Below are 23,985 nucleotides of genomic sequence, written 5' to 3'. Positions count from 1 at the left end.
CGTAGTCCCCGCCGTTGCGGTCACCATGCTGCTGATCGCCGGTTCCGTGGCGCTCGTCGGGCCGGCGCACGCCGCACCGTCCGCCGACGACCTGCCCAGTTCGGGGTGTATCGCTGACGGTGCGCCCCGCCTCAAGCCGGGTCCGGTCGACCCGCGGGACCTCATCCCCACGGTGCCCGACCGGATCGGCATTCCGCTGCCGTATCCCAAGATCGTTCCGGTACCCGAGCCCGAGTCGGCGCCCAAGCCGCCGGTACGGATTCCGTCGGAGTTGCCGCCGAAGAATCCGTGCACCGATCCGTGTCCCGACCTGACCGATCCGCCCAAGCCGAAGCCCGGTGCCGGCGGACCCGCGTTGAGCATCGAGTTCCCGAAGATCACCTTCGATCCGAGTCCGATCGTGATCCCGGTGCCGGTTCCCAACCCGAATCCCGCCCCGATTCCGCCACCGCCGCCCGCGGCGACACCGGGCATCGATCCGGGACCGGTCTCGGCGAAACCAGCGCCGCCGCGGGTGGGGCCCGTGTCCTGGGTGTCGACCGTCACCGGACGGGGATCGACGAGCCGGACCGACAAACGCTGGCAGGTCCAAGGCACCGACCTGGGCATCATGTGGGAATCCAAACCCGGTCAGATCGCCATCGCCTTCGGCGACAGTTTTGGCCGCAACTTCCGTCCGCCGGGCGCAAACGGCGGCGACTGGCGCAGCAATGTGCTGGGATTCAGCTCCGACAAGAAGCTTTCCGACGGCCTGTCCATCGACACGATGGTGCAGGACAGCCGGTGTCACGCCGCGGAGGTGCTCTCGGCACGGCACGTCGAGCGATACGAGATGACGACCATCCCCACCTCGGGTTTCGCGATCGGCGACCGCCAGTACATGAGCTACATGTCGGTGCGCACCTGGGGTCCGATCCCCGGGGTATGGCTGACCAACTACGGCGGCCTGGCCTACTCCGACGACGGCGGTTCGACGTGGACCAAGGACCCCTGGGCGCGATGGGACAACCTCTTCGGCACCAGCCAATTCCAGGTGTCGTCGATGGTCCCGCAGGGTGACTACGTGTACATGTTCGGAACCCCCAACTCGCGGATCGGCTCCGTCGGTCTGGCCCGGGTGCCCAAGGCGGACGTGCTGAACAAGACGGCCTATCAGTACTGGCGGGACGGACAGTGGGTGCCGGCGCGCGACGGCAATGCGGCCTCCGTGCTCTTCGCCGGTCCGACCGGCGAACTGTCGGCGCGCTACGACGAGGCCTCGAAACTCTGGCAGCTGAGCTACCTGGACTCGCTTCGCGGTGCGATCGTGTTACGCACGGCGCGTTCGCCGCAGGGACTGTGGTCCGAACCGGCCGAATTGGCCCAGTCGGGTCGCTACAACCAGCTCTACGGTGGATTCCTGCACCCGTGGTCGACCGACCGTGACCTCTATTTCACGATGTCCACGTGGGCGCAGTACAACGTGTCACTGATGCACGTCCGCCTGTACTGAGACCTCAGCCCCGCAGGGGTTCACGTCCCGTCGAGTTCGGGTGGCGAAGCAGTTTCGGTGGCATTCGCCAGCAGGAGCCCCACGGTTGCCTGCGCGATCCTGTCGCAGATCGCACGATTCCGGATATTCAAGTACGACAGGGTGATTCCGTCGACCGCAGCCACGATGAGCGGTGAGAGTTCTTCGACCGGCGACTGCCATTGAACCTCGCATTGCGCTGCGGCGAGCGCAAGTGCCTCGGCGATCCCCTCGTAGTAGCGGTAGTACATCTCCGCACCGAGCCGGGCCAGACCCGTGGTTTGCCGGGCGTATTGGTTCAGCGAGATCAGGGCCTGCGTGCGTTCGGGGTCGGCGGCGATCCCGTCGATGTAGCCGGCGAACGAGGTTCGCAGGATCCTTTCGACACCGTCGAGTCCGTGTGCGTCGTCGTGACCGGCGACGTCGAAAGCGGCACTCACGGAATCGAACTCACGAGCGATGCCGTACTCGACGAGAGCTGCGAGCAACGCGTCGCGCGACTCGAACACGTAGTGAAACGTCGACAGGGTCATCCCGGCCTCAGCGCAGATGGCCCGGGTGGTGGCACCATCGACGCCGTTGTGCGCGATCACGGTGAACGCGGCGTCGAGGAGGAATTGGCGGCGGTCTGCCACCGGCATTCTGCTCATGGGCCCTTTCATCGATCTCGCCTGTCTCCCAAGGGTACCCGGGAAGCTATTGGGCGACGGCGCTGAGCAGTGCGAGCTTCTCGTGGCTGTCGGTGCCCGGCACGGCGGTGTACACCAGCAGCGAGTGAGCCGACGCCGGATCCTGCAGCAGCTGGCATTGCACCTCGATGACACCCAACTCGGGGTGCAGGATCCGTTTCTCGGTGTCGGTGAGGGCCGTGGCGACGTCGTGGCGCAGCCACAGCCGCCTGAACTCCTCGCTTCGAGTCATCAGCGCCTCGGCGATCTCGGCGGCCCGTGACCCTTGGCCGTCGCGGGTGGCGGCGGCACGCAGGCGCGAGGTGTGGGCCCGCGAGTGCAGGTCGTGATCCTCGGGGAGGAACCTGGCGCGCGTGGTCTCCTCGGTGAACCAGCGGTAGGCGATGCTGCGCCGCAGACCCGTCAGCGAGAGTTCGTCACCGACGAGGGCGACGGCCATGGGCGTTTGCATGAGGGTTTCGCCCGCACCGTTGACGACCATCGCCGGGGTGTCGCGCAGCCGGTCGAGGATACGCATCATGCCGGGGCTGACATGGTCGTCGCGGCCCTTGCGGTCGGGAGTGTTCTGACCGGCCAGCCGGAAGAGGTGATCACGTTCGTCGAGGCCCAGATGCAGCGCCTGCGCGATCGCCGCCAGCATCGACTCGGACGGATGCGGTCCGCGCTGTTGTTCGAGCCGACTGTAGTAGTCGGTCGACATCCCGGCCAGCATCGCCACTTCCTCGCGTCGCAGCCCGCTGGTTCTCCGGCGCGCTCCGGCGGGCAACCCGACGTCCGCGGGCTGCAGTGCCTCGCGACGTCTGCGGAGAAAGTCGGCGAGCCCGGATCGGTCCGCCCTCACCGGCAGCTACTGGAGAGCGACAACAGCACTGGCCGCGATGTGTGGGGTGTCATGGCCTCCACTGTGGCCGATGTTGTCCGCACGAACCAGGGATCGCCGGTCCGTGGATAAGGACTGCCTGGTAGACGCCGCGCCGCGGCCGTCTACTGGAAACACAGACAGAAGTCAGCCGACACAGGGAGAACATCATGAACATGAGCGGGAACACCATCTTCATCCCGGGTGCGACGTCGGGCATCGGACTCGGCCTGGCCCGGAGACTGCACGCGCAGGGCAACACGGTCATCGTCGGTGGTCGGCGTGCGGAGTTGCTCGGTCAGATCGCAGAAGAGAACCCGGGACTCGAGACGGTCCGCATCGACACCACCGACGCCGAGGACGTGGCGCGGGTGAGTCGCTCGGTGATCGAGCGGTTTCCGGAGGTCAACGTGCTGATCGCGATGGCAGGGATCATGCGCGGTGAGGACCTCACCGACCCGGGCTTCCTCGATACGGCGGTCGCGGAGGTCGAGACCAACATCCTGGGGCCGCTGCGACTGATCGCGGCCTTCACCGAACATCTCGCCGCCACGCCGGAGGCGACGATCATCACGGTGTCGTCGGGTCTGGCGTTCACACCGATGGCCGGCACCCCGACCTACTGCGCCACCAAGGCGGCGATCCACACGTTCACCGAGAGTCTGCGCATGCAGCTGTCGGGGAGCGGCGTCACCGTTCTCGAACTGGTGCCCCCGGCCGTACAGACCCACCTGATGCCGGGTCAGGCCGAGGCGCAATGGGCGATGCCGCTCGACGACTTCCTCGACGAGGTCATGTCGCTGCTGCCGTCGGCCGACCGGGAAATCCTCGTCGAACGCGTCAAGCCGCTGCGATACTCCGAGGTCTCCGGCGATCACGACGAGCTGATGGGCACTCTCGCGCACCTCGGATGACTGTTACTTGCGGTCCTTGATGATCTTCTTGACCTCGTCCGCATCCACGTTCTTTGCGACGAGTTTGCCGGACTTCGACTTACGGACCGAATACTGGCCCTTCTTCTTACCCGGCGCCACGTGAAGATCCACTTTCTTGGCTGCCTTGTTGAGTTCTTCGAGCACGGCTGCAGATAGTAGAGCATCAAGGTGAACAGCAGTTTTCTGCACGAGCGAGTCCACGGTCGCGGCTACAGCGAGAGGGCAAGTCGCCGGATGGGGAGGAAACTCGACGGCTCAAACGGATGGTGCCCCACCTGCTTTTCGCAGGTGGGGCACCATTTCCCTCTCGGGGTGAGCGACGGGACTCGAACCCGCGACAGCCAGGATCACAACCTGGTGCTCTACCAACTGAACTACGCTCACCATCGGCGTCGAAAACCCGGGGTTGTTCACCGGGCTCGCGAGCCAAGGACATACTCTAGCCGGTCTGGACCGTCGAACTCCAATCGATTGTCTGACCGGCGGGTCAGGCGGGTCCGAGCTCTTCGACGATCTTGCCGAGCGCGTCGACGTCGGGGCCGGGGGAGGCGACGAACGCGGCGGCCCGGTAATAACGGAGTTCGCGAATCGACTCACGGATGTCGGCGAGCGCGCGGTGTGAGAGGCCCTTCTCCGGCTGGTTGAAGTAGATGCGCGGATACCAGCGGCGACACAACTCCTTGATGGAACTGACGTCGACCATCCGATAGTGCAGATAGGTATCGAGTTCGGGCATGTCGCGGGCGATGAAACCGCGGTCGGTGGCGATCGAGTTCCCCGCGAGGGGTACCGCGCCCGGAGTGGTGACGTGCGCACGGATGTAGTCGAGCACCATCTTCTCCGCTTCGGCCACCGTGACCGTCGACCGGCGGACCTCCTCGGTCAGGCCAGAGTCGGCGTGCATCTTGGTCACCACATCGGGCATGGAGTCCAAGGCGTCGTCATCGGCATGGATCACCACGTCGACGCCGTCGCCGAGGATGTTCAGGTCACCGTCGGTGACCAGCGCCGCGATCTCGATCAGCTTGTCCTTGTCGAGATCGAGTCCGGTCATCTCGCAGTCGATCCACACCAGTTTGTCTTGCACCCGTCAACCTTAGCCAACGGGTGACGTGGGACTATTCTCTGCTCTGTGACAGATCCCAAGGATGCCGCTGCGACGATTGCCGCCGGCTATGAGTTCACAACACCGTCACTGGAATTGGGCACCGTCTCGGTGGATGGTCAGGTCGATCCATCGGCCAAGGTGCGGATTCCGCTCGCGATGATGAATCGCCACGGATTGGTCGCCGGGGCCACAGGTACCGGTAAGACCAAGACCCTGCAGCTGATCGCCGAACAGCTCTCGGCCAACGGTGTACCGGTGGTGATGGCCGACATCAAGGGTGACGTGTCGGGGATCAGCCGTCCGGGTGAGGTCAACGACAAGATCACCTCGCGCGCGCAGCAGACCGGCGACGACTGGGCGCCCACCGCGTTTCCGGTCGAATTCGTGTCGCTCGGCGACGGCGGGATCGGGGTCCCGGTCCGGGCCACGATCACCTCGTTCGGCCCGATCCTGCTCAGTAAGGTGCTCGGACTCAACGACACCCAGGAGTCGACGCTGGGGCTGATCTTCCACTGGGCCGATTCCAAGGGGTACGCGCTCCTCGACCTCAAGGATCTGCGCCAGGTGATCACCTACCTGACCGGCGACGAGGGAAAACCCGAACTCAAGGGCATCGGCGGGGTGTCGACACAGACCGCCGGGGTCATCCTGCGCGCCGTGACGAATCTCTCCGCCGCCGGCGGCGACACCTTCTTCGGTGAACCCGAACTCGACCCCGCCGACCTGTTGCGGTTGGCCTCCGACGGCAGGGGCATCGTGACACTGTTCGAACTCGGCGCACAGGCGGCCAATCCGGTGCTGTTCTCGACGTTCCTGATGTGGATTCTCGCCGACCTGTTCCAGTTCCTCCCCGAGGTGGGCGACGTCGACAAGCCGAAACTGGTGTTCATCTTCGACGAATCGCATCTGCTGTTCAACGACGCCTCCAAGGCGTTCGTCGCCCAGGTGGTGCAGACGGTGAAGTTGATCCGGTCGAAGGGCGTCGGGGTGTTCTTCTGCTCGCAGCTGCCGACCGACATCCCCGACGAGGTGCTCTCCCAGCTCGGCGCGCGCATCCAGCATGCCCTGCGCGCCTTCACCCCCAACGACCAGAAGGCGCTGACCAAGACGGTCAAAACCTATCCGGTCTCCGACGTCTACAAGCTCGACCAGGCCCTCACCTCGCTGGGTACCGGTGAGGCCATCGTGACCGTGCTCTCCGAGAAGGGGGCGCCCACCCCGGTGGCCTGGACGCTGGTGCGTGCGCCCCGGTCGTCGATGGACGCCGTTCCGTCGGCCGACATCACTGACCACGCAAGAGGCAGTGACCTCTACCGCAAGTACGGCGAGCGGATCGATCGTGAATCGGCCTACGAAAAGCTCATCGAGAAAACGCTCGCACCTCAGGAGTCCCCCGACGCGCCGCCCCCGCCGATGCCGGCACCCACACCGCCGCCCCCGCCCGAAGAGCCGGGCATGGTGACCGAGATCCTGACGAGCGAACCCATGCAGCGATTCCTGCGGAACGCGGCGGGTGAGGCGGGCCGCCAGTTCAGCCGGGCGATGTTCGGCACCGGCCGCCGGCGCCGCTGAGTAGAGGCGCTCGTCTTACGAGCCTTCACCCAGCTTCCGGTAGAAGGTGCCGACGATGGGTGCGAGCACCGCGCGCGGGGTGTACCCACCGGCCACCGACATGGCCTTCGACAGCGGACCCGGAACCACGCGCATCTTGTTGTGCTGCAACGCATCCAGGCTCATCTGTGCAACCTTGTCGCTGTCGTGCCACAGAAATCCGGGAACCATCCTGTCCACCACCGAGGCGTCCTCGGCCGACGGCGTCCCGGTGCGGACCGGACCCGGGGCGAGCAGCGTGACGTGCACGCCCTGCCCGCCGACCTCGCCGCGGAGCGACTCGCTGAAGGTGTTGACGAACGCCTTGGTGGCGGCGTACGTGGCGTTGTGGGGGATCGGCATGTTGCCCGCGGCCGAACCGACCATGAGGATGCCGCCCGAGCCGCGCGCCACCATCTGCGGCAACACGGCCAGCGTCAGGTCGTGCACGGCGTTGACGTTCAGTCTCACCTGAGCGCGTTCGTAGTCGGCATCGAGGTCGGCGACGGGGCCGAAGGTCGCGATGCCCGCGTTGTTGCACAGGATCGAGATCTCGCGCGATTCCAGTTCGGCGGCAAGGACCGCCACCGCCGTCAGGTCGGAGAGGTCGGTGGGCCGCACCTCCGCGGTGACCTGATGTGCGGTACGCAGATCGGCGGCGAGATCCTCGAGGATCTCGCCGCGCCGTGCCACCAGGACCAGCGAGTGACCGCGCCGGGCGAGTTCTGTGGCCAGGGCCATGCCGATGCCGGAGGAGGCGCCCGTGACCACGGCACGGGCAGAGGGCGACGGTGCGGGAACTGCCATGCCAGACATCGTAAACCGGGAGCCGAGCCCGCCCGCCGTGCCGTCAGACGAGGCCGGCGGCCACCTCGGTGCCCTGCCTGATCGCGCGTTTCGCATCCAACTCGGCGGCGAGGTCGGCGCCGCCGATGACATGGGTCCGCACTCCGGCCAGGGTCAGCGGATCGACGAGGTCGCGCACCGACTCCTGCCCCGCGCACAGCACGATGTTGTCGACCTCGAGGAGTCGCGTCTCGGTGACCGCACCGTCGGCGTCGTGGAAGCTCAGATGTAGCCCGCGGTCGTCGATCAGATCGTAGGTGGCGCCCGAGATCTGGTGGACGCCCTTCATCTTCACGCTGGCCCGGTGCACCCAGCCGGTCGTCTTGCCCAGACCCTTACCCTGCCCGCCGGGCTTGCGTTGCACGAGGTAGACCTCGCGCACCGGTGGGAGCGGTCGCGGCTTGGTGACGAAACCGGGCTTGTCCAGATCCTCGCTGACACCCCATTCCTGTTCCCATTCTTTGAGATTCAGGGTCGGCGACTCGTCGACGGTGAGGAATTCGGTGACGTCGAAGCCGATGCCGCCCGCGCCGATCACCGCGACCCGCTTGCCGATCTCGCGGCGACCGAGCACGGCGTCGGCGTAGGTCATGACCATCGGGTGTTCGATCCCGGGGATCACCGGAATGCGGGGGGCCACGCCGGTGGCGATGACCACGTCGTCGTAGCCTGCGTCGACGAGTGTCGCCGCATCGACCCGGGTGTCGGGGTGCACGCGCACGCCGTGGATCTCGAGCTGGCGGGTGTAGTAGCGCAGCGTCTCGGCGAACTCCTCCTTGCCGGGAATCCTTGCCGCGATGGAGAATTGGCCGCCGATGCTCGGGCCTGCCTCGTAGAGGTCCACCCGATGCCCGCGTTGCGCCGCGGCCACCGCCGCCGACAGTCCCGCCGGACCGGCGCCCACCACCGCCACGGAGCGCGCACGGCGGGTCGCACCGAGGGTGAGGGTGGTTTCGCGACCGGCCCGCGGATTGAGCAGGCACGAGACCTTCTTCCCGACGAAGGCATGGTCGAGGCAGGCCTGATTGCAGCCGATGCACGTGTTGATCTCGTCGGCCCGCCCGGTTTGCGCCTTGGCGGCGAAATCGGGGTCGGAGAGCAGCGGTCGGGCCATCGAGATGGCGTCCACCCGACCACGTTGCAGGATCGTCTCGGCGAGTTCCGGGGTGTTGATGCGGTTGCTGGCGATCAGCGGTATCGACACCTCGTCGCGCAGTCGTTCGGTGAACTTGACGAACGCGCCGCGCGGTACCGATGTGACGATGGTGGGGATCGTGGCCTCGTGCCAGCCGATGTCGGTGTTGATGGCGTTCACACCGAGTTCTTCGGCCTTGCGGGCCATCAGTGCGATCTCGTCAAAGGTCTGGCCGTCCTTGACGAAATCGGCGATCGACTGACGCAGGATCACGGGGTAGTCGCGAGGCACCCGGCGGCGGATCTCGGTGATCACCTCGACGAGGAATCGCTGCCGGTTCTCGGTGCTGCCACCCCAACGGTCGGTGCGGTCGTTGGTGTGTGGGCAGAGGAACTGATTGATCAGATAGCCCTCCCCGCCCATGATCTCGATCGCGTCGTAGCCCGCGCGGCGTGCAAGGTGTGCCGCACGACCATAGGAGGCGATGACGTGCCGGATGACGGGTTCGGTCATCCGCAGGTGTTTGAACGGGTGGATCGGTGAGGGGGCGCTTCCCGGGGCCACCTTGATCGGCGTATAGCCGTAGCGCCCGGCGTGCAGGAGTTGCAGGGCGATCCTGCCGTGCGCCCGGTGGACCGAACGGGTGATGCGCTGATGGCGTTTCACGTCGACGAGATTGGTCATCTTGCCCGCGAAGGGCAGGAGTAGACCGCTGCGGCTGGGTGCGAAGCCGCCGGTCACGATCAGCCCGACACCGCCGCGGGCGCGCTCGGCGTAGTACGCGGCAAGTTTGTCGGTGTCCCAGATCCTGTCTTCGAGACCGGTGTGCATCGACCCCATCACGAGTCGATTCGGCAGCGTCATCCCGCCGATCCGCAGCGGCTCGAAGATGTGGGGGTAGTGCGGATTGGGTTGTGCCGAAGGCGAATGCGCGGATGGGGCTGGCATCGGGGCACTCCTTGCTGATCGAAGGGTTGGTGGTCGGGGTGTCGCAGCGATCCGTGAGGTCGCTGTGGTCTGTTCAGCTCGTGCCTGTCTGGAGTTCGCCGGTCAGGGCGGCGATGACCTCGTCGCACCAGTCGATGAAGCCTTGTTCGATGCGGACTCCACCGCGCAACACGAGGTAGCGGTGCAGGCGGCGACCGGTCAGCGCCTCGGGATCGGGAAAGTCGTCCCGCTCGAAGGATCGATACAGGTCCAGGCGGGCGCGATGGAGGTCGCGGTGTCGGCGCATCTCGGTGATGAGGTCGGGGAGATCGCCGAGCGCCGCGGCGCGGATCTTGACCCCGAGGTCGTCGCGCAATTGCTGAATCGGGGTGGGGGAGTTGACCCAGTGACGCAGTGCGTCGCGACCGGCGGCGGACAGTGTGTAGACCTTCTTGTCGGGTCTGCCCTCCTGAGCGACCGGCTCGTAGCTCACCAAGCCGTCGGCGTGCAGTTTCCCGAGGGTGCGATAGATCTGCTGATGGGTAGCCGACCAGAAGTAGCCGATGGACCTGTCGAACTGACGGCCGATCTCATAACCGGTGCCGGGACGTTCCGACAACGAGACCATGATCGCGTGCTCCAAAGCCACCACCGAAACGTACAATGCAACCACGCACTATGCAACAGTGTGCATAGTGCGTTGTCGGGTTCTCGGAGGTGCTGGTCAGTAGCTCCAGCCCCATTCCCATCGCCGCAGGCGGGGATTCCAGACACGCCGGCGGCGGCGCAGGCGGGGCGGCTGTGCAGGTCCCTGGGGTGGCTTGGGCCCTTGCTGGCCGTTCGGCTGCTGTCCGGGTTGCATCTGAGTCTCCTTCGGTGATGGCCGACCTCGTTGCCGACACGATGAACGCTAGGGACCGCACCTTGGTGGCGGCTGGACTGAATCTGCGTGCTGCCTGTCAGCGCAAAGGTTCAGGCCGAGAAAAGGTTTCGATCGTCCGGTGAGGTCGCAACCCGGGTCGGCGGCACGCGCGAGCGGCCGACGTATCGCACACTGTGGTGATGGGAACACCAGTCGAGAAGCCTCGCGGTCCGCTGTCGTGGACCTTGGTCGGCGAGAACACGGTGATCGGACCCGGCGAGCGGCTGTCGTGGCCGAAGACCATAGGGATCGGGTTGCAGCACGTGGTCGCGATGTTCGGCGCCACTTTCCTCGTTCCGGTGCTGACCGGGTTCCCGCCCGCCACGACGCTGCTGTTCTCCGGCATCGGCACGGTGTTGTTCCTGATCATCACCGGCAACCGGTTACCGAGCTACCTCGGTTCCAGTTTTGCGATCATCGCTCCGGTTCTGGCCGCCACCGCGTCGCACGGCATGTCCTCGGCGCTGGGCGGCATCGTGGTGGTGGGCGCACTGCTCGTCGTGATCGGCGTGATCGTGCACTTTGCCGGTATCGGGTGGATCGAGGCGCTGATGCCGCCCATCGTCACCGGCACGATCGTCGCGCTGATCGGACTCAACCTCGCTCCGACGGCCAAGACGAACTTCGAGAAGCAGCCGGTGATCGCGACCGTGGTGCTGGTGCTCCTCGTTCTCTCGATTGCGCTGTTCCGTGGCCTGCTCGGCCGTCTGGCCATCGTGTTCAGTGTCGTCGTGGGCTATCTGCTGGCGCTCGCGTTGGGCGACGTGGACACCAGCGCGATCGGCTCGGCGGGCTGGGTGGGGCTGCCCACCTTTCACGCGCCGTCGTTTCATCTGTCGGTGATCCCGACGTTTCTCCCGGTGGTGTTGGTGCTGCTGGTGGAGAACATCGGGCACGTGAAATCGGTGAGCATGATGACCGGCGTCGACTACGACAGGCGTATCGGTCGCGCGCTGGCCGCCGATGGCATCGCCACCACGCTCGCCGGTAGCGGCGGCGGGTCGGCGACCACCACCTACGCCGAGAACATCGGCGTGATGGCGGCCACCAAGGTCTACTCCACCGCCGCCTACTGGGTTGCTGCGCTGGCCGCGATCCTGCTCGGGCTGTGTCCGAAGGTCGGTGCGGTGATCGCGGCGGTGCCCGCGGGCGTGCTCGGTGGGGTGACCACCGCGCTGTACGGTCTGGTCGGCATCATCGGCGTGCACATCTGGGTGACCAATCGCGTCGACTTCGCCAAGCCGATCAACCAGTTCACCGCGGCGATACCGCTGGTGATCGGTATCGCCGACTTCTCCTGGACCATCGGCGATCTCAGCTTCGGCGGTATCGCGCTCGGTGCCATCGCGGCGTTGCTCATCTACCACTCGATCCGGCTGATCGGCGGGTGGCGCGGTACCGCGGGGGTCAGGGAAGGCTGAGTGGCAGGTCGGGGATGGGAAAGGGATATCTCCGACGTAGCAGTTGATCACGCAACTGTTCGGCTGCCTCCTTGGCGAGTTCCTCGGCGGTTTTCCCCAACTGCTCCGGGGTGAGGTGATCCCTGACGAACCGACCGCCGTTGACCGTCACCGGGTCGTCGCTGATCCGATGGACATACGGTGTCGGCCGATCGCCCTGGATGACCTCGACGATATTCCGGAATGCGGTGGAGTTGCGGTCGTTGAAGTACTCACCGTGCGAGCCGGCGCCGGCCACGAGTCCGCGGTGTTCGGGCGACTCGCCGCTGTAGAACCCGGTGTCGAGCCGGGTGACCCCGGGTGTGTTGTCGGGATCGCCCCCGTGCGGGTTGTAGGGAAATGACTGCACGCCCTGGATGATGTCGCCGGGAGGCGTCAGCGAGTACCGCTCGACGTGCGGGTTGGCGTCGTTCCAGGGGGCGTCAAAGATGCCGGTACCCGCCGACGATGCGTACACCACGCGGTCGGCTCGCAACCCGAGTTGCTCGGCCGTGCCCAACGCCGATCCGCCGTACGAATGACCGATGTAGGTGGTTTTCGCGTCGGGCGCGTTCTCGTCCAGCTCGGTGTCGAGTTCGTGGCCGAATGCGACGAGTTTCGGTGCGAGGTCGAGGGCGAAGCGCGTGTTGAACGCGGAGTCCGATAGCGCATGCTGTTCGCCGCTCTGGTCTCCGAATGACCGCGGATCAAGCCGCCGCAGCGGTTCTTCCCACCCGATGTTCTGTGGCAAGTCGCCGTCGGCAAAGACGAACACGGGTGCGCCCGACAAATGGGCGAGGTTCCAGCCGGCCTCGTAGTTCTGGTTACTGCCGTCGAGGTTGGTGCCCGTGCCGGGGATGTAGACGGCAGCGTTCTTGGTGTTGCGATCGATCCTGCCGATCATCTCCACCCACCGTCCGTTGGTGGTGTTGCGGAAGCTGATGAAGGTCCGTTCCACCAGAAGGTCGTCGGCGCTGTCGGTGCCAGGGATCTGGCCTGGACGGTCGGCCTGGGGCGTGCGATGGGGATCGCTGCGCTGCCGCAACATGTCTCGCAACACCGCCGCACGTCGGTCGCCCGCAGGCGTGTGTTTGCTCTCCTCGTCGTGCAGCGCGTTGCGGATGTTGATCTCGTTCGCGTCGATGCGCAGCGTGAACGGCACCCCGTCCATATTCCCGATTGCGTCGGGATCGGCTTGCATCACCCGACGCTGGTCCTGCTCGCTGAGTTGCTCGAGATATGCCCGTCGTTCGTCGGGCGTCATGCCCGTCAGCATGCGGACCACGTCGTCGGGATCGGCCTTGCGCCCATCCGGGAGCGTCACGTCGGGCTGGCCGTTGATCATCGCGGCGAGGTCGGTGCGCAGTGCCTCGAGGCGGTCGCCGTAGAGCCGATCGAACTCCTCGATGGTGTCGAGGCCGGCCTGAATCCGCGTCTCCAGTGTGTCGGCGTCCTCGTTCTTGGCGGCGTCGGTGTGGGTCACGGTGCCCGTGTCGGAGACGGTGAATCCAGCGAGTGTGGCCGAATCCACTTCGCGCAGAACATAATCGCGAGCGAACGTGAGGTCGGCGCCGGCATCCTTGGCTTCGTCGGCGATCTGCTGGAGCACATTGCGGACCTCGTCGGCGTGATCGTGTTCCTGCGTGACCTTGAGTTGCGCCGCGCTGTGGGTCTGGCCCTTCCAGGTATCCGGCTGGTCCATCGCCGTGGTGACAGACGTCAGGGCGCTGTCGAGTGTGTTGGCAGCGGTTTGCGCCGTGTCTCCGGCGCCGGAAATGGAGTGTGTATCCCAGTCGCGGAGCTGTGTGATGGTGGGGCGCATCAGCGTTCGGCCATCCGGTCGAAGCGGCCCGCGGAGGCGGTGTCACTGTCGACGCTGCTCGAGACGAAGTGGGAGAGCACGGTCGCCATGTCGTCGATGCGGTCGCGAATGGACGTGGTCGCGTCGTGCGCGGGTGTGGCGCACCCACGCAACGCGGCCATCACATCGCTGGCGTCGCCGTGCACGTCGCGCATCCCGGCGAACTCCAGTGATCCGACAGTTCGCCCCTGCTCACGCCACGTGCGCACCACCTGATCGAGCTCGGACGGGGTGACGTCGAACACGGTGTTGAACTGGGGGTTGGTGGGTCGGGTGGGACCGGGCACAAAGGGCAGTACGGGGAACGGGAACACTCCCGACAGCGGAAGCGGTAGCGGTGGCGACATGACATCTCCGATGCGTGGATGACGGCCCCGGGCGGGGTGCCGGGTGTAAGTCCGACGCATCGATCGCCATCTGGTTCCGCCGTTTCCCACAGGGCGCGTGCCGCGTCGCACTGCCAGGTCACGCGACACCGCGCCGGTAGGCAGGAGAATGACCGCGCGTGCGTTCCACGGAGTTGGGTGATGCCGGCGAACTTGGGTGCCGCAGCACCCAAGTTCTCCGATTCGACCCAACTTCCGCCGGGTGTGGCATCGGCCGGACGAACCATCACAGTGCCCCCGGCAGGATTCGAACCTGCGACCTAGGGATTAGAAGGCCCTTGCTCTATCCATCTGAGCTACGGAGGCGTGCCCGGCGGTGAGTCCGCCGAGCGTGGCGAGTATAGCCCGCAGCCGTCGAATCGAGTTATCCACAGGCGATCGCGGGCGTCGTGTGCCGCGTCGATTTCGGGTGATGCTGATCTGGTCGCGTACTCACGCGGCATCAGAGGAGGAGGACCCGCGAATGTATGAAACCTATTCGACCGTCGTCGGGAGGGTGATCTCCGAGCCGCGGCACAACCGAACCGCCGGAGGCGACGAGGTGGTGAGTTTCCGCATGGTGAGCAACGCCCGTCGACGTGACCGCAACACGGGTGAGTGGGTCGACGGCCACACGCTGTATCTGACGGTCAGCTGCTGGCGTCGGCTCGCTGCGGGCGTGTCGGGGGCGATCGAGAAGGGCCGGCCGGTCATCGTCCACGGCCCGATCCGGACGAATGCCTACACCACCGCAGACGGCGAGAACCGTCAGGAGTTGGAGATGGTTGCCGAGTCGGTAGGCCTCGATCTTGCGCGATGCGTGGTCGAGTACCGCGGACCCGACGGGGTGGGCACGGTCGACCCGAATCCGGGCACGGTCGACGCGAATCCGGGCACGGTCGACGGGGGTGCTGCCGCGTGACGCCGACGGGTCCGAGCGCCGGAGGGGAGCGCTCAGACCACGCAGCGGAAGCCGAGGTGCGAGGTCGCCGAGTCGTCGGACTGGGGCGAACGCGCAGCCGGACGGTAGCGGCGGCAGTACTGCGGCGAACACAGATGCGATCCGCCTTTGGTGACCCGCAGTACTTGCGGTGACGTGGTGGGAGCGAGCAGATCGGTACGCCCGTCGGGGGAGACCGTGGTCAGGTCCGGGGGGACATGACGCGGTGTGAAGACGTCCGAGGTTCGCTCCCACACGTTGCCGATCATGTCGACCAGTCCGAACCCGTTGGGCGGATACGATCCGACCGGCGACGTGGAGCCCCATCCTTCGTTGCGGTACGGGAAATCGCCGATCCATGTGTTGGCCAGCACTTTTCCGTCTGGATGCAGCTCGTCGCCCCAGGCGTATTCGTGACCGTCGGCGCCCCCGCGGGCCGCATACTCCCACTCGACCTCGGTGGGCAACCGTCGGCCCGCCCAGTTCGCGTAGGCGACGGCGTCGGCGTACGCGATCTGCACCACCGGATGATCGTCGACCCCGGCGAGCGACGACCCCGGTCCCCGCGGATGCCGCCAATTTGCCCCCGGCTGCCACCGCCACCATTGCCTCCAGTCGCGCAGATCCACCGGACCATCGGTCGGCGTGAACACCAACGCGCCGGGGACGAGGTCGGCGGGATCGGCTCCGGGGAAGTCGGCCGGGTCGATGGCGCGCTCGGCCACGGTCACGTAGCCGGTGTCGGAGACGAAGGCGGCGAACTGCGCGTTGGTCACCGGATGGCGTTCGACGGCAAATGCACCCACCTCGCGATCGTGCTCGGGCCGCTCCTCGGGGTAGAACCGGTTCGATCCCATCCGGAATGTGGCCGCCGACAACCGCACAAGTTCGGTCAGTGGCATCGACTCCTCCTCCGGGCCGGCAGTCTCGTTCGGTCGCGTTGCGCGCTGTACCGGTCCAGTCTGCCCGGCAGCGTGAGGTGGTCTTTCGGTTGTGCCCGGTTGAGGCGACTAGACTGTCAGACCGTTGTGCCATGGGCGCCGAAGCCGTCTCATGCGGCGGGAGCTGTGGCCCTGATCAGCGCACAGGAAGGCAGATGCGTGAGCGAATTCATCTACACCATGAAGAAGGTGCGCAAGGCGCACGGCGACAAGGTCATCCTCGACGATGTCACGATGTCGTTCTTCCCCGGCGCCAAGATCGGCGTCGTGGGACCCAACGGTGCGGGTAAGTCGTCGATCCTCAAGATCATGGCGGGGATCGACCAGCCGTCGAACGGCGAAGCGTTCCTCGACCCCGATGCCACCGTCGGAATCCTTCTGCAGGAGCCGCCCCTCAACGAGGAGAAGACGGTCAAGCAGAACGTCGAAGAGGGCATGGGCGAGATCAAACAGAAGCTCGATCGCTTCAACGAGATCGCCGAACTGCTGGCCACCGACTACTCCGACGAACTCATGGAGGAGATGGGCAAACTCCAGGAGGATCTCGACAACGCCGACGCCTGGGACCTCGATTCCCAGCTCGATCAGGCGATGGACGCGCTGCGGTGCCCGCCCGGCGACTCCCCGGTCACCCACCTCTCCGGTGGTGAGCGACGCCGTGTCGCCCTGTGCAAACTGCTGCTCTCCAAGCCCGACCTGCTGCTGCTCGACGAGCCCACCAACCACCTCGACGCCGAGAGCGTGCTGTGGCTCGAGCAGTTCCTGGCCGCCTACCCCGGTGCCGTCCTCGCCGTCACCCACGACCGCTACTTCCTCGACCACGTCGCGGAGTGGATCTGCGAGGTCGACCGCGGCAAGCTGATCCCGTACCAGGGCAACTACTCCACCTACCTGGAGAAGAAGGCCGAGCGGCTCGAGGTCCAGGGCAAGAAGGACCAGAAGCTGCAGAAGCGGCTCAAGGAAGAGCTCGCCTGGGTGCGTTCGGGCGCCAAGGCCCGCCAAACGAAGAACAAGGCCCGACTGGCGCGCTACGAGGAGATGGCGACCGAGGCGGAGAAGACGCGCAAGCTCGACTTCGAGGAGATCCAGATCCCCACACCGCCGCGACTGGGCGATGTGGTGGTGGAGGTCTCCCACCTCGACAAGGGCTTCGACGGTCGGGTACTCATCAAGGACCTCAGCTTTACCCTGCCGCGCAACGGGATCGTCGGTGTGATCGGCCCCAACGGCGTCGGTAAGACCACGCTGTTCAAGACCGTCGTCGGTTTGGAGAAACCGGATTCGGGCACCGTCAAGGTGGGTGAGACGGTCAAGCTCAGCTACGTCGACCAGGGGCGCGCGAACATCGATCCCAAGAAGACGGTGTGGGAGGTCGTCTCCGACGGCAACGACTACATCGAAGTGGGTCAGAACGAAATGCCGTCGCGTGCCTACGTGAGCGCGTTCGGGTTCAAGGGCCCCGACCAGCAGAAGCGTTCGGAGGTGCTCTCCGGTGGTGAACGCAACCGTCTCAACCTGGCGCTCACCCTCAAGGAGGGCGGCAACCTGATCCTGCTCGACGAGCCTACCAACGACCTCGACGTGGAGACCCTGGGTTCGCTGGAGAACGCGCTGGAGCAGTTCCCCGGCTGTGCCGTGGTGATCAGCCACGACCGCTGGTTCCTCGACCGCACCTGTACCCACATCCTGGCCTGGGAGGGCAACGTCGAAGAGGGCAAGTGGTTCTGGTTCGAGGGCAACTTCGAGGCCTACGAGGCCAACAAGGTGGACCGGCTCGGTCCCGACGCCGCCCGCCCGCACCGGGTTACCCACCGGAAACTGACCCGGGACTGACCGCGGTCCGTACCATCGGGTCGGATCTGTTCACGGCCGGTGGCCGTACCCAGGAACGAAGGTGAGTGCGTTGTCTCAGGCGGCATCGTTGCTGTCGCAAGTGGTTCCCTGCTATCTGACGGTGGGGGGTGACGACACCTCGTCGGAGAACTCTGCGGCTGTCGACCCCGCCGATCTCGAGCGGATCAGCAGGCACCTGGAGTTCGCGCAGACCCGAGCAGACGGGCAATCGCTGGTCGACGTCATCGACTCCGACGGTGGCGGCACCGAGATCATCGTCGTCAACGACGACATGCCGCTCCTCGTGGAGGCGGTGCTGACCACCCTGGAAAGCCACGACCTGACGGTCGGTCGCATCGACCACCCGGTGCTCGCGGTGTCGCGCGACGACTCCGGACAGCTCACCGCCGTCGGCCGCGGTCATGACGGCCCGATGGAGTCGTGGATTTACGTGAGCGCACTGTCGGGGCGCACGGGTGTAGATGCCAGCGACCTGCGGGACTCGTTGACACGGGTGATCGGGCGGGTCGGCATCGTCGATGCCGACGCGGTCGCGATGCGGGGGCAGTTGTCGACATGTGCGGCCGATTGTGCGGCGGCACCGACCACCCCCGAGTCGGGTATCCGTGCCACCGAGCGCTATGAGTACTCGCGGCTGCTGGAGTGGTTTGCGGGCAATCATTTTGTGCCGCTGGGGTATACGCGGGTGTCGGGCACCGGTGAGGTCGGCGACAGCCTCGGTGTGTGGCGCGGCGACGCAGTGGACACCGACTTTCCGTCCCTGACCACCGCGCCGCTGCTGCCGCGTGTGTCCCGCGTCTACCTGCCGACGGGCATCCAGCGATCCAACTATCCGATTCTCATTCAGATGCCGGCATTCGACGAGTCCGGATCGCACGCCGGCGAACACCGGTTCCTCGGCACCTTCACCTCGTCGGGGCTGCACCAGACGATCCTCGATGTTCCGGTGCTGCGCACCAAGGTTCACGAGGTGGTGCGCCGGGCAGGTGTGGAGGACGACTCCTTCGCCGGGCAGTCGATGATCGAACTCCTGCAGAACTATCCGCTCGTGGAGATGTTCGCCGACTCCGACGCCGAACTCAGCCGGCGTGTCGAGGAGATGCTCGACGCGGTGGCCACCCGTTCGCTGCGCGCATTTCTGCGGATCAATCCGCCGGGACGCACTGCCACCGCGCTGATCTATCTGCCGCGCGACCGTTACAACACCCAGACGCGACTCGCGTTGCAGCGCACCGTATCCGAGCGCCTCGATGCAACCGATCTGGAGTACTCGGCCCGGGTCAGCGAGATGCCGCTGGCCCAGTTGCAGGTGATGGTCCGCGTCGACGCGGCCGGGGCAGCCGAGTTCGATTCCTTCGATATCGGGACCCCCGCCCTGCAGGAGTTGCAGCAAGCGCTGGCCGGCGTCATCCGTACCTGGGACGAACGCGTCCGGGAGATGGCCGTCAGCGGGCTGCCCGCAGGCGTGACACCGCCACGGGGCGGCACCGACGCGTTGCTCCGGCTCATCGCGGGTGTGCCCGACGATTACAAGGATCAGCGGGCCCCGGCCGCCGCCGTCGCCGATCTCGCCCATGTCGCCGACCTGTCCGACGGCGACATCGCCGTCACCCTCAACCAGAGCGCCACCGAGACAGCGACAGGTGCCGACGAGCCGGCGAGGCCGCTGCGCTGGGCCTTCACGCTGTATCTGTGCGGGGGTTCGGCCACCCTGACCGACGTACTACCCGTGCTGCACAGTCTCGGCCTCGACGTCGTCGACGAACATCCCTACCGCGTGGTGCGCCCCGACGGGCAGGTGTGCCACGTCTACGAGTTCGGGGTGACGCTGGCCGATCAGATGACGGTCGATACCGAGCACATCGACGACCTCGGGGATAGGTTCACCACCGCGTTCACCCAGATCTGGCGGCGCAACGCCGAGGTGGACGCCTACAACGAACTCGTCATCCGCTGCGGCCTGGACTGGCGCGAGGCCGCGGTGTTGCGCGCCTACGGTGCGTATCTGCGTCAGTGCGGCTTCTCCTACAGTCCCGCTCACATCGCGCAGACACTCGGTCAGTACCGCTCGGTGACCCGTGGCCTGGTGGATCTGTTCGAGGCGTCCTTCGATCCCGAACACGCCGACGACACCGCCCGCGACGAGATCCTCGCCCGCCTGCGCGACGACGTCGGCCAGGTTCTCAGTCTCGACGCCGACCGTGTGCTGTCGGCGTTCAGCGCGGTGGTCACCGCCACCGTGCGCACGAATTTCTACGTGCCGGCGTCGGCGCCCGGAACCTTGCCCGACACCCCACCGGCCGGCACGGATTTGCGCCCGGTCATGTCGTTCAAGCTGCGGCCACGCGAGATCCCACAGACTCCCGAACCCCGCCCGGCGCACGAGATCTTCGTCTACTCGCCGCGCATCGAGGGCGTGCATCTGCGCTTCGGCTCGGTGGCCCGTGGCGGGTTGCGCTGGTCGGATCGGCGCGAGGACTTCCGGACCGAGATCCTGGGTCTGGTCAAGGCGCAGGCGGTCAAGAATGCGGTGATCGTGCCGGTGGGTGCCAAGGGCGGGTTCGTGGTGAAACGAACGCCGTCATCCACCGGTGATCCGGCGGCCGACCGAGATGCGTTGCGCGCCGAGGGCATTGCCTGCTACCGGCAGTTCATCTCCGGTCTGCTCGACGTCACCGACAATCTCGACCGTTCCTCCGGTGCGGTCATCCCGGCGGCATCGGTGGTGCGTCGCGACGGCGACGATCCGTACCTCGTGGTGGCCGCCGACAAGGGCACCGCGACCTTCTCCGACATCGCCAACGAGGTGGCGATCGGATACGGGTTCTGGCTCGGCGACGCGTTTGCCTCCGGTGGCTCGGCCGGTTACGACCACAAGGCGATGGGTATCACCGCACGCGGTGCGTGGGAGTCGGTGAAGCGCCATTTCCGCGAGATGGGAATCGACACACAGTCACAGGACTTCACCGTGGTCGGAATCGGCGACATGAGCGGCGACGTGTTCGGCAACGGCATGCTGCTCTCCGAACACATCCGACTCGTCGCGGCCTTCGACCATCGGCACGTGTTCGTCGACCCGGCCCCCGATGCGGCGACATCGTTCGCCGAACGCCGCCGACTGTTCGACGTACCGCGCTCGTCGTGGGCAGACTACGACACCTCCCTCATCAGTGCCGGTGGTGGCGTGTGGTCACGCGAGCAGAAATCCATCCCGGTCAGTGAACAGATGCGCGACGCACTCGGTCTCGACGCCGGGGTCACGCAGCTGTCGCCGCCCGAGCTGATCCGGGCGATCCTCGTCGCACCGGTCGACCTGCTGTGGAACGGCGGCATCGGCACCTACATCAAGGCCTCCACCGAATCCGACGCACAGGTCGGTGACAAGGCGAACGACGCCATCCGGGTTGACGGAAACCAATTGCGCGCCAAGGTGATCGGCGAGGGTGGCAACCTCGGCGCCACTGAACGCGGCCGGATCGAGTTCGATCTCGCGGGTGGCCGGGTGAACACCGACGCGATGGACAATTCGGCCGGCGTCGACTGCTCCGACCACGAGGTCAACATCAAGATTCTGCTCGACGCCGCCGTGTCCGGCGGTGAACTCGAGCCCGCTGCGCGTGACCCGCTGCTGGAATCGATGACCGTCGAGGTCGGTGACCTCGTCCTCGCCGACAACGTCTCGCAGAATTCAGAACTCGGCTTCGCGCGGGCATACGCACTCGACCGGGTGGACGTGGGCTCCCGGCTGCTTCGTGAATTTTCCTCTCGCGGAGTGGATCTGCGCCTCGAGGCGCTCCCATCGCCGCAGGAGCTGCTCAAGCGGGAGCGTTCGGAGTTGCATCGCGGTCTGACGTCGCCCGAACTGGCGACCCTCATGGCACACGTGAAGCTGGCCGCCAAGGACGACCTGCTGGCCACCGACCTGCCCGACAACGATGTATTCGACCCCCGGCTGTCGTCCTATTTCCCTGTGCCGCTGCGGGAACGGTTCCCCGACGCGCTGCACGCACATCGGCTGCGGCGGGAGATCGTCACCACGGTGTTGGTCAACGACGTCGTCGACCGGGCAGGCATCACGCATCTGTTCCGGCTCGGGGAGAGCACCGGGTCGACCACCGAGGAGGGGGTGCGCGCCTACGTGGTGGCCGATCAGGTCTTCGGGATGTCCGACCTGTTCGACCGTATCCGTCACGCGGCGGCACCGGTGACCGCGATCGACGAGATGACCCTCTACGCACGACGGCTGCTGTTCCGGGCGTCGCGGTGGTTGCTGGCGTTCCGCCCCCAGCCGCTGGCGATGGCCGCCGAGGTCACCCGCTACACCGGTCGCATCACCGAACTGTCGGCGCTGGTGGACAGCTGGTTCGGCACGAGTTCGGCCGCCGACGTCGACGAGCGCGTCGCGCACTACCAGGAGCTCGGTGTCGCACCCGATCTGGCCCACGACGTGGCCATCAGCCTGCACCGGTTCTGTCTGCTCGACATCATCGATGCGGCCGAGATCTCCGACCGCGACCCGGTGGAGGTCGGTGAACTCTACTTCGCGGTGATGGAGCACTACGGTCTCGAGGAGTTGCTCACCGCCGTGTCGACCCTCGAGTACGGCGACCGGTGGCACGCGCTGGCGCGGCTGGCCCTTCGCGACGACATGCACGGCGCGCTGCGTGCGTTGACGCTCAAGATCCTGGAGATCACCGAACCCGACGAATCGGCCGACGACAAGATCTACGAGTGGGAGTCGTCGCATTCCTCGCGGCTGGCGCGGGTGCGTGCGATGCTCACCGACATCGAGCAGTCGGGCAACCTCGACCTGGCCACGTTGTCGGTGGCGGCGCGCCAGCTGCGCAGCGTGATCCGATGAGACGTGCCCACCCGACGGAAGGATGAGTGTGCTGTTCGAGGATGAGGGCACGGTGACCGAGAACGGTTACGTCGTCAAGGTTCCCGTGCGGTGGTCGGACATGGATGTGTTCGCGCACATCAACCATGCGCGGATGGTGACCCTCCTGGAGGAGGCGCGCATCCCGTGGCTCTTCTACGACGAGCGTCCCACCGCCTCGCTGCGGGAGGGCTGCGTGGTGGCCGATCTCCATGTGCGTTACCGCGCGCAGGTCCGCCACGACGAGGGTCCGATCGCGGTCACCATGTTCGTCGAAAAGGTCCGCGCGGTCGATTTCGTGGTGGGCTACGAGGTGCGGCCGCGCACGGCGGCGGCCACCGACAAACCGGCGGTCACCGCCACCACCCAACTGGTCGCGTTCGACGTCGACGCCCAGCGGTTGCGACGCCTGGCCCCCGACGAACGCGCCTACCTGGAAAGCTTCCGGCGACCGGTGGCCGCCGACAAGACATGAGTCCGGAGCGGTTTCTGGCGCCCGCAGGCGCAGACGATCGTGCCGATGCGGTGGCGTTCCTATCCCGTGCGATGCGCCTCGACGAGGCTGCCGTGATCCGCCTGTCGGCGCGCGCCGACGGGCTGGTGGCGCTGTGGGCACACACCGGATTCGACGTGCTGGTGACCCGGTCGGTGTTCGGGACGCTCGCACCCGACGACGTCGTGTGCGACGCCGCCACCATCCGATCCGCGCTGGCCCGCGGCGACGGCAGCGAGCCCGCCGACCCGGGAATGCCGTTGGACTCCGCATGGCGCGGGGCGCTTCCGGCCCGGGTGGGCTATCGCCACCTCGACGACGTGCCCGCCCGCACCGTCGTCGACGTCACGCGTGAGGGGGCACGCCTGGCGCGCGAGGAGGGCAGCAACTTCGGTCCGGCCACCGGACTGCTCGATCAGGGAATCCTCGAGGTGTCGACGGCCGAGGGTGGGCTGTCGGCGACGGTGTCATTGCGATCGCTGTTTGCGCTCACCGCAATGGGATTCGTGCGTGATGGCGACGGACACGAGGTCACCGAGACGTCGCCGACCGACGCCATTGCAGCGTCCGAGCCGGTGCGAATCCGCCTGTCGGCGGCGTGGATCCGGATCGATGCGCGGTTCGGATCGGTGTATCAGCGCCGCCACCGCGATCTCGGGGTGACGGTGCTCTGACGGTGCCGTGCGTCGGAG

The 23,985-nt window shown here is 66.4% G+C and carries 19 protein-coding genes and 2 tRNA genes; 9 read left to right on the top strand and 12 right to left on the bottom strand.

Translation table 11 applies throughout. The features are described 5' to 3' along the window. Positions 1-25: 25 nt before the first annotated feature. Positions 26-1,492, top strand: a complete 1,467-nt coding sequence (locus tag ACWDTD_RS13205) for a DUF4185 domain-containing protein (protein WP_449747575.1) — start codon at positions 26-28, stop codon at positions 1,490-1,492. Positions 1,493-1,512: 20 nt separating this feature from the next. Here ACWDTD_RS13205 and ACWDTD_RS13200 read toward each other — a convergent pair whose 3' ends face one another. Next, the gene (locus tag ACWDTD_RS13200) at positions 1,513-2,160 is read right to left on the bottom strand and encodes a TetR/AcrR family transcriptional regulator (RefSeq protein ID WP_449747545.1); all 648 of its coding nucleotides are present in this window, start codon (positions 2,158-2,160) and stop codon (positions 1,513-1,515) included. Positions 2,161-2,206: 46 nt separating this feature from the next. Then, entirely contained in the window at positions 2,207-3,040 is an 834-nt protein-coding gene (locus tag ACWDTD_RS13195; protein ID WP_449747544.1) for a helix-turn-helix transcriptional regulator, read from the bottom strand. Between the two features lie 188 nt (positions 3,041-3,228). Here ACWDTD_RS13195 and ACWDTD_RS13190 point away from each other — a divergent pair, with 188 nt between their 5' ends. After that, complete coding sequence (locus ACWDTD_RS13190; RefSeq protein ID WP_449747543.1) at positions 3,229-3,972, top strand: SDR family oxidoreductase; 744 nt, start codon at positions 3,229-3,231, stop codon at positions 3,970-3,972. A gap of 3 nt (positions 3,973-3,975) precedes the next feature. On the opposite strand, the gene ACWDTD_RS13185 is transcribed toward ACWDTD_RS13190, so the two are convergent. The 3 genes from ACWDTD_RS13185 to orn all read right to left on the bottom strand — a co-directional run bounded on the left by ACWDTD_RS13185 (position 3,976) and on the right by orn (position 5,080). Next, complete coding sequence (locus ACWDTD_RS13185) at positions 3,976-4,137, bottom strand: hypothetical protein (protein WP_449747542.1); 162 nt, start codon at positions 4,135-4,137, stop codon at positions 3,976-3,978. A 167-nt stretch (positions 4,138-4,304) separates the two neighbouring features. Further along, a tRNA-His gene (locus ACWDTD_RS13180) sits at positions 4,305-4,377 on the bottom strand. Between the two features lie 103 nt (positions 4,378-4,480). Next, positions 4,481-5,080: an oligoribonuclease gene (orn, locus tag ACWDTD_RS13175; RefSeq protein WP_449747541.1), complete on the bottom strand. Its 600-nt coding sequence runs from the start codon at positions 5,078-5,080 to the stop codon at positions 4,481-4,483. A 45-nt stretch (positions 5,081-5,125) separates the two neighbouring features. On the opposite strand from orn, the gene ACWDTD_RS13170 reads away from it, so the two are divergent. Next, the gene (locus ACWDTD_RS13170) at positions 5,126-6,673 is read left to right on the top strand and encodes a helicase HerA-like domain-containing protein (RefSeq protein WP_449747540.1); all 1,548 of its coding nucleotides are present in this window, start codon (positions 5,126-5,128) and stop codon (positions 6,671-6,673) included. A gap of 15 nt (positions 6,674-6,688) precedes the next feature. Here ACWDTD_RS13170 and cmrA read toward each other — a convergent pair whose 3' ends face one another. From cmrA to ACWDTD_RS13155, 3 genes are all read right to left on the bottom strand, one after another. Further along, on the bottom strand, positions 6,689-7,498 hold the full coding sequence (cmrA, locus tag ACWDTD_RS13165) for a mycolate reductase (RefSeq protein WP_449747539.1): 810 nt from the start codon (positions 7,496-7,498) through the stop codon (positions 6,689-6,691). 43 nt (positions 7,499-7,541) lie between these two features. Next, positions 7,542-9,620, bottom strand: a complete 2,079-nt coding sequence (locus tag ACWDTD_RS13160) for an oxidoreductase (RefSeq protein WP_449747538.1) — start codon at positions 9,618-9,620, stop codon at positions 7,542-7,544. Between the two features lie 73 nt (positions 9,621-9,693). Next, positions 9,694-10,248, bottom strand: a complete 555-nt coding sequence (locus ACWDTD_RS13155) for a PadR family transcriptional regulator (RefSeq protein WP_449747537.1) — start codon at positions 10,246-10,248, stop codon at positions 9,694-9,696. A gap of 413 nt (positions 10,249-10,661) precedes the next feature. On the opposite strand from ACWDTD_RS13155, the gene ACWDTD_RS13150 reads away from it, so the two are divergent. Further along, complete coding sequence (locus ACWDTD_RS13150; RefSeq protein ID WP_449747536.1) at positions 10,662-11,942, top strand: uracil-xanthine permease family protein; 1,281 nt, start codon at positions 10,662-10,664, stop codon at positions 11,940-11,942. On the opposite strand, the gene ACWDTD_RS13145 is transcribed toward ACWDTD_RS13150, so the two are convergent. The 3 genes from ACWDTD_RS13145 to ACWDTD_RS13135 form a co-directional block, all read right to left on the bottom strand. Further along, the gene (locus ACWDTD_RS13145; RefSeq protein ID WP_449747535.1) at positions 11,929-13,782 is read right to left on the bottom strand and encodes a WXG100 family type VII secretion target; all 1,854 of its coding nucleotides are present in this window, start codon (positions 13,780-13,782) and stop codon (positions 11,929-11,931) included. The two genes, ACWDTD_RS13150 and ACWDTD_RS13145, sit on opposite strands and share 14 nt — an antisense overlap. Then, complete coding sequence (locus ACWDTD_RS13140; RefSeq protein WP_449747534.1) at positions 13,782-14,168, bottom strand: hypothetical protein; 387 nt, start codon at positions 14,166-14,168, stop codon at positions 13,782-13,784. The genes ACWDTD_RS13145 and ACWDTD_RS13140 overlap by 1 nt, the downstream gene beginning before the upstream one ends. 271 nt (positions 14,169-14,439) lie before the next feature. Next, positions 14,440-14,513: transfer RNA gene (locus tag ACWDTD_RS13135), tRNA-Arg, on the bottom strand. Positions 14,514-14,670: 157 nt separating this feature from the next. Between ACWDTD_RS13135 and ACWDTD_RS13130 the strand changes: the two genes are divergently transcribed. Next, positions 14,671-15,108 carry a single-stranded DNA-binding protein gene (locus ACWDTD_RS13130; RefSeq protein WP_449747533.1) on the top strand — a complete coding sequence of 146 codons (438 nt, stop codon included), beginning with the start codon at positions 14,671-14,673 and terminating at the stop codon, positions 15,106-15,108. Positions 15,109-15,140: 32 nt separating this feature from the next. Here the strand turns inward: ACWDTD_RS13130 and ACWDTD_RS13125 are convergent, their stop codons facing one another. Beyond that, a complete protein-coding gene (locus tag ACWDTD_RS13125; protein WP_449747532.1) occupies positions 15,141-16,028 on the bottom strand; it encodes a formylglycine-generating enzyme family protein in 888 nt (295 codons plus the stop codon). Positions 16,029-16,226: 198 nt separating this feature from the next. Between ACWDTD_RS13125 and ettA the strand changes: the two genes are divergently transcribed. From ettA to ACWDTD_RS13105, 4 genes are all read left to right on the top strand, one after another. Then, positions 16,227-17,900 (top strand): energy-dependent translational throttle protein EttA, encoded by a 1,674-nt coding sequence (gene ettA / locus ACWDTD_RS13120; RefSeq protein ID WP_449747531.1) that lies wholly within the window; start codon positions 16,227-16,229, stop codon positions 17,898-17,900. A gap of 121 nt (positions 17,901-18,021) precedes the next feature. Further along, positions 18,022-22,782 (top strand): NAD-glutamate dehydrogenase, encoded by a 4,761-nt coding sequence (locus tag ACWDTD_RS13115; RefSeq protein WP_449747574.1) that lies wholly within the window; start codon positions 18,022-18,024, stop codon positions 22,780-22,782. A 28-nt stretch (positions 22,783-22,810) separates the two neighbouring features. After that, a complete protein-coding gene (locus ACWDTD_RS13110; protein WP_449747573.1) occupies positions 22,811-23,275 on the top strand; it encodes an acyl-CoA thioesterase in 465 nt (154 codons plus the stop codon). Continuing rightward, positions 23,272-23,967, top strand: coding sequence for a hypothetical protein (locus ACWDTD_RS13105; protein WP_449747530.1), 696 nt, complete (start codon positions 23,272-23,274; stop codon positions 23,965-23,967). The genes ACWDTD_RS13110 and ACWDTD_RS13105 overlap by 4 nt, the downstream gene beginning before the upstream one ends. The last annotated feature ends 18 nt before the right edge of the window (positions 23,968-23,985 follow it).

The organism is Gordonia sp. NPDC003425 (assembly GCF_053588635.1).
Note: the sequence above shows the minus strand (reverse complement) of the source record. Positions and strands in the feature narration are given on the sequence as shown.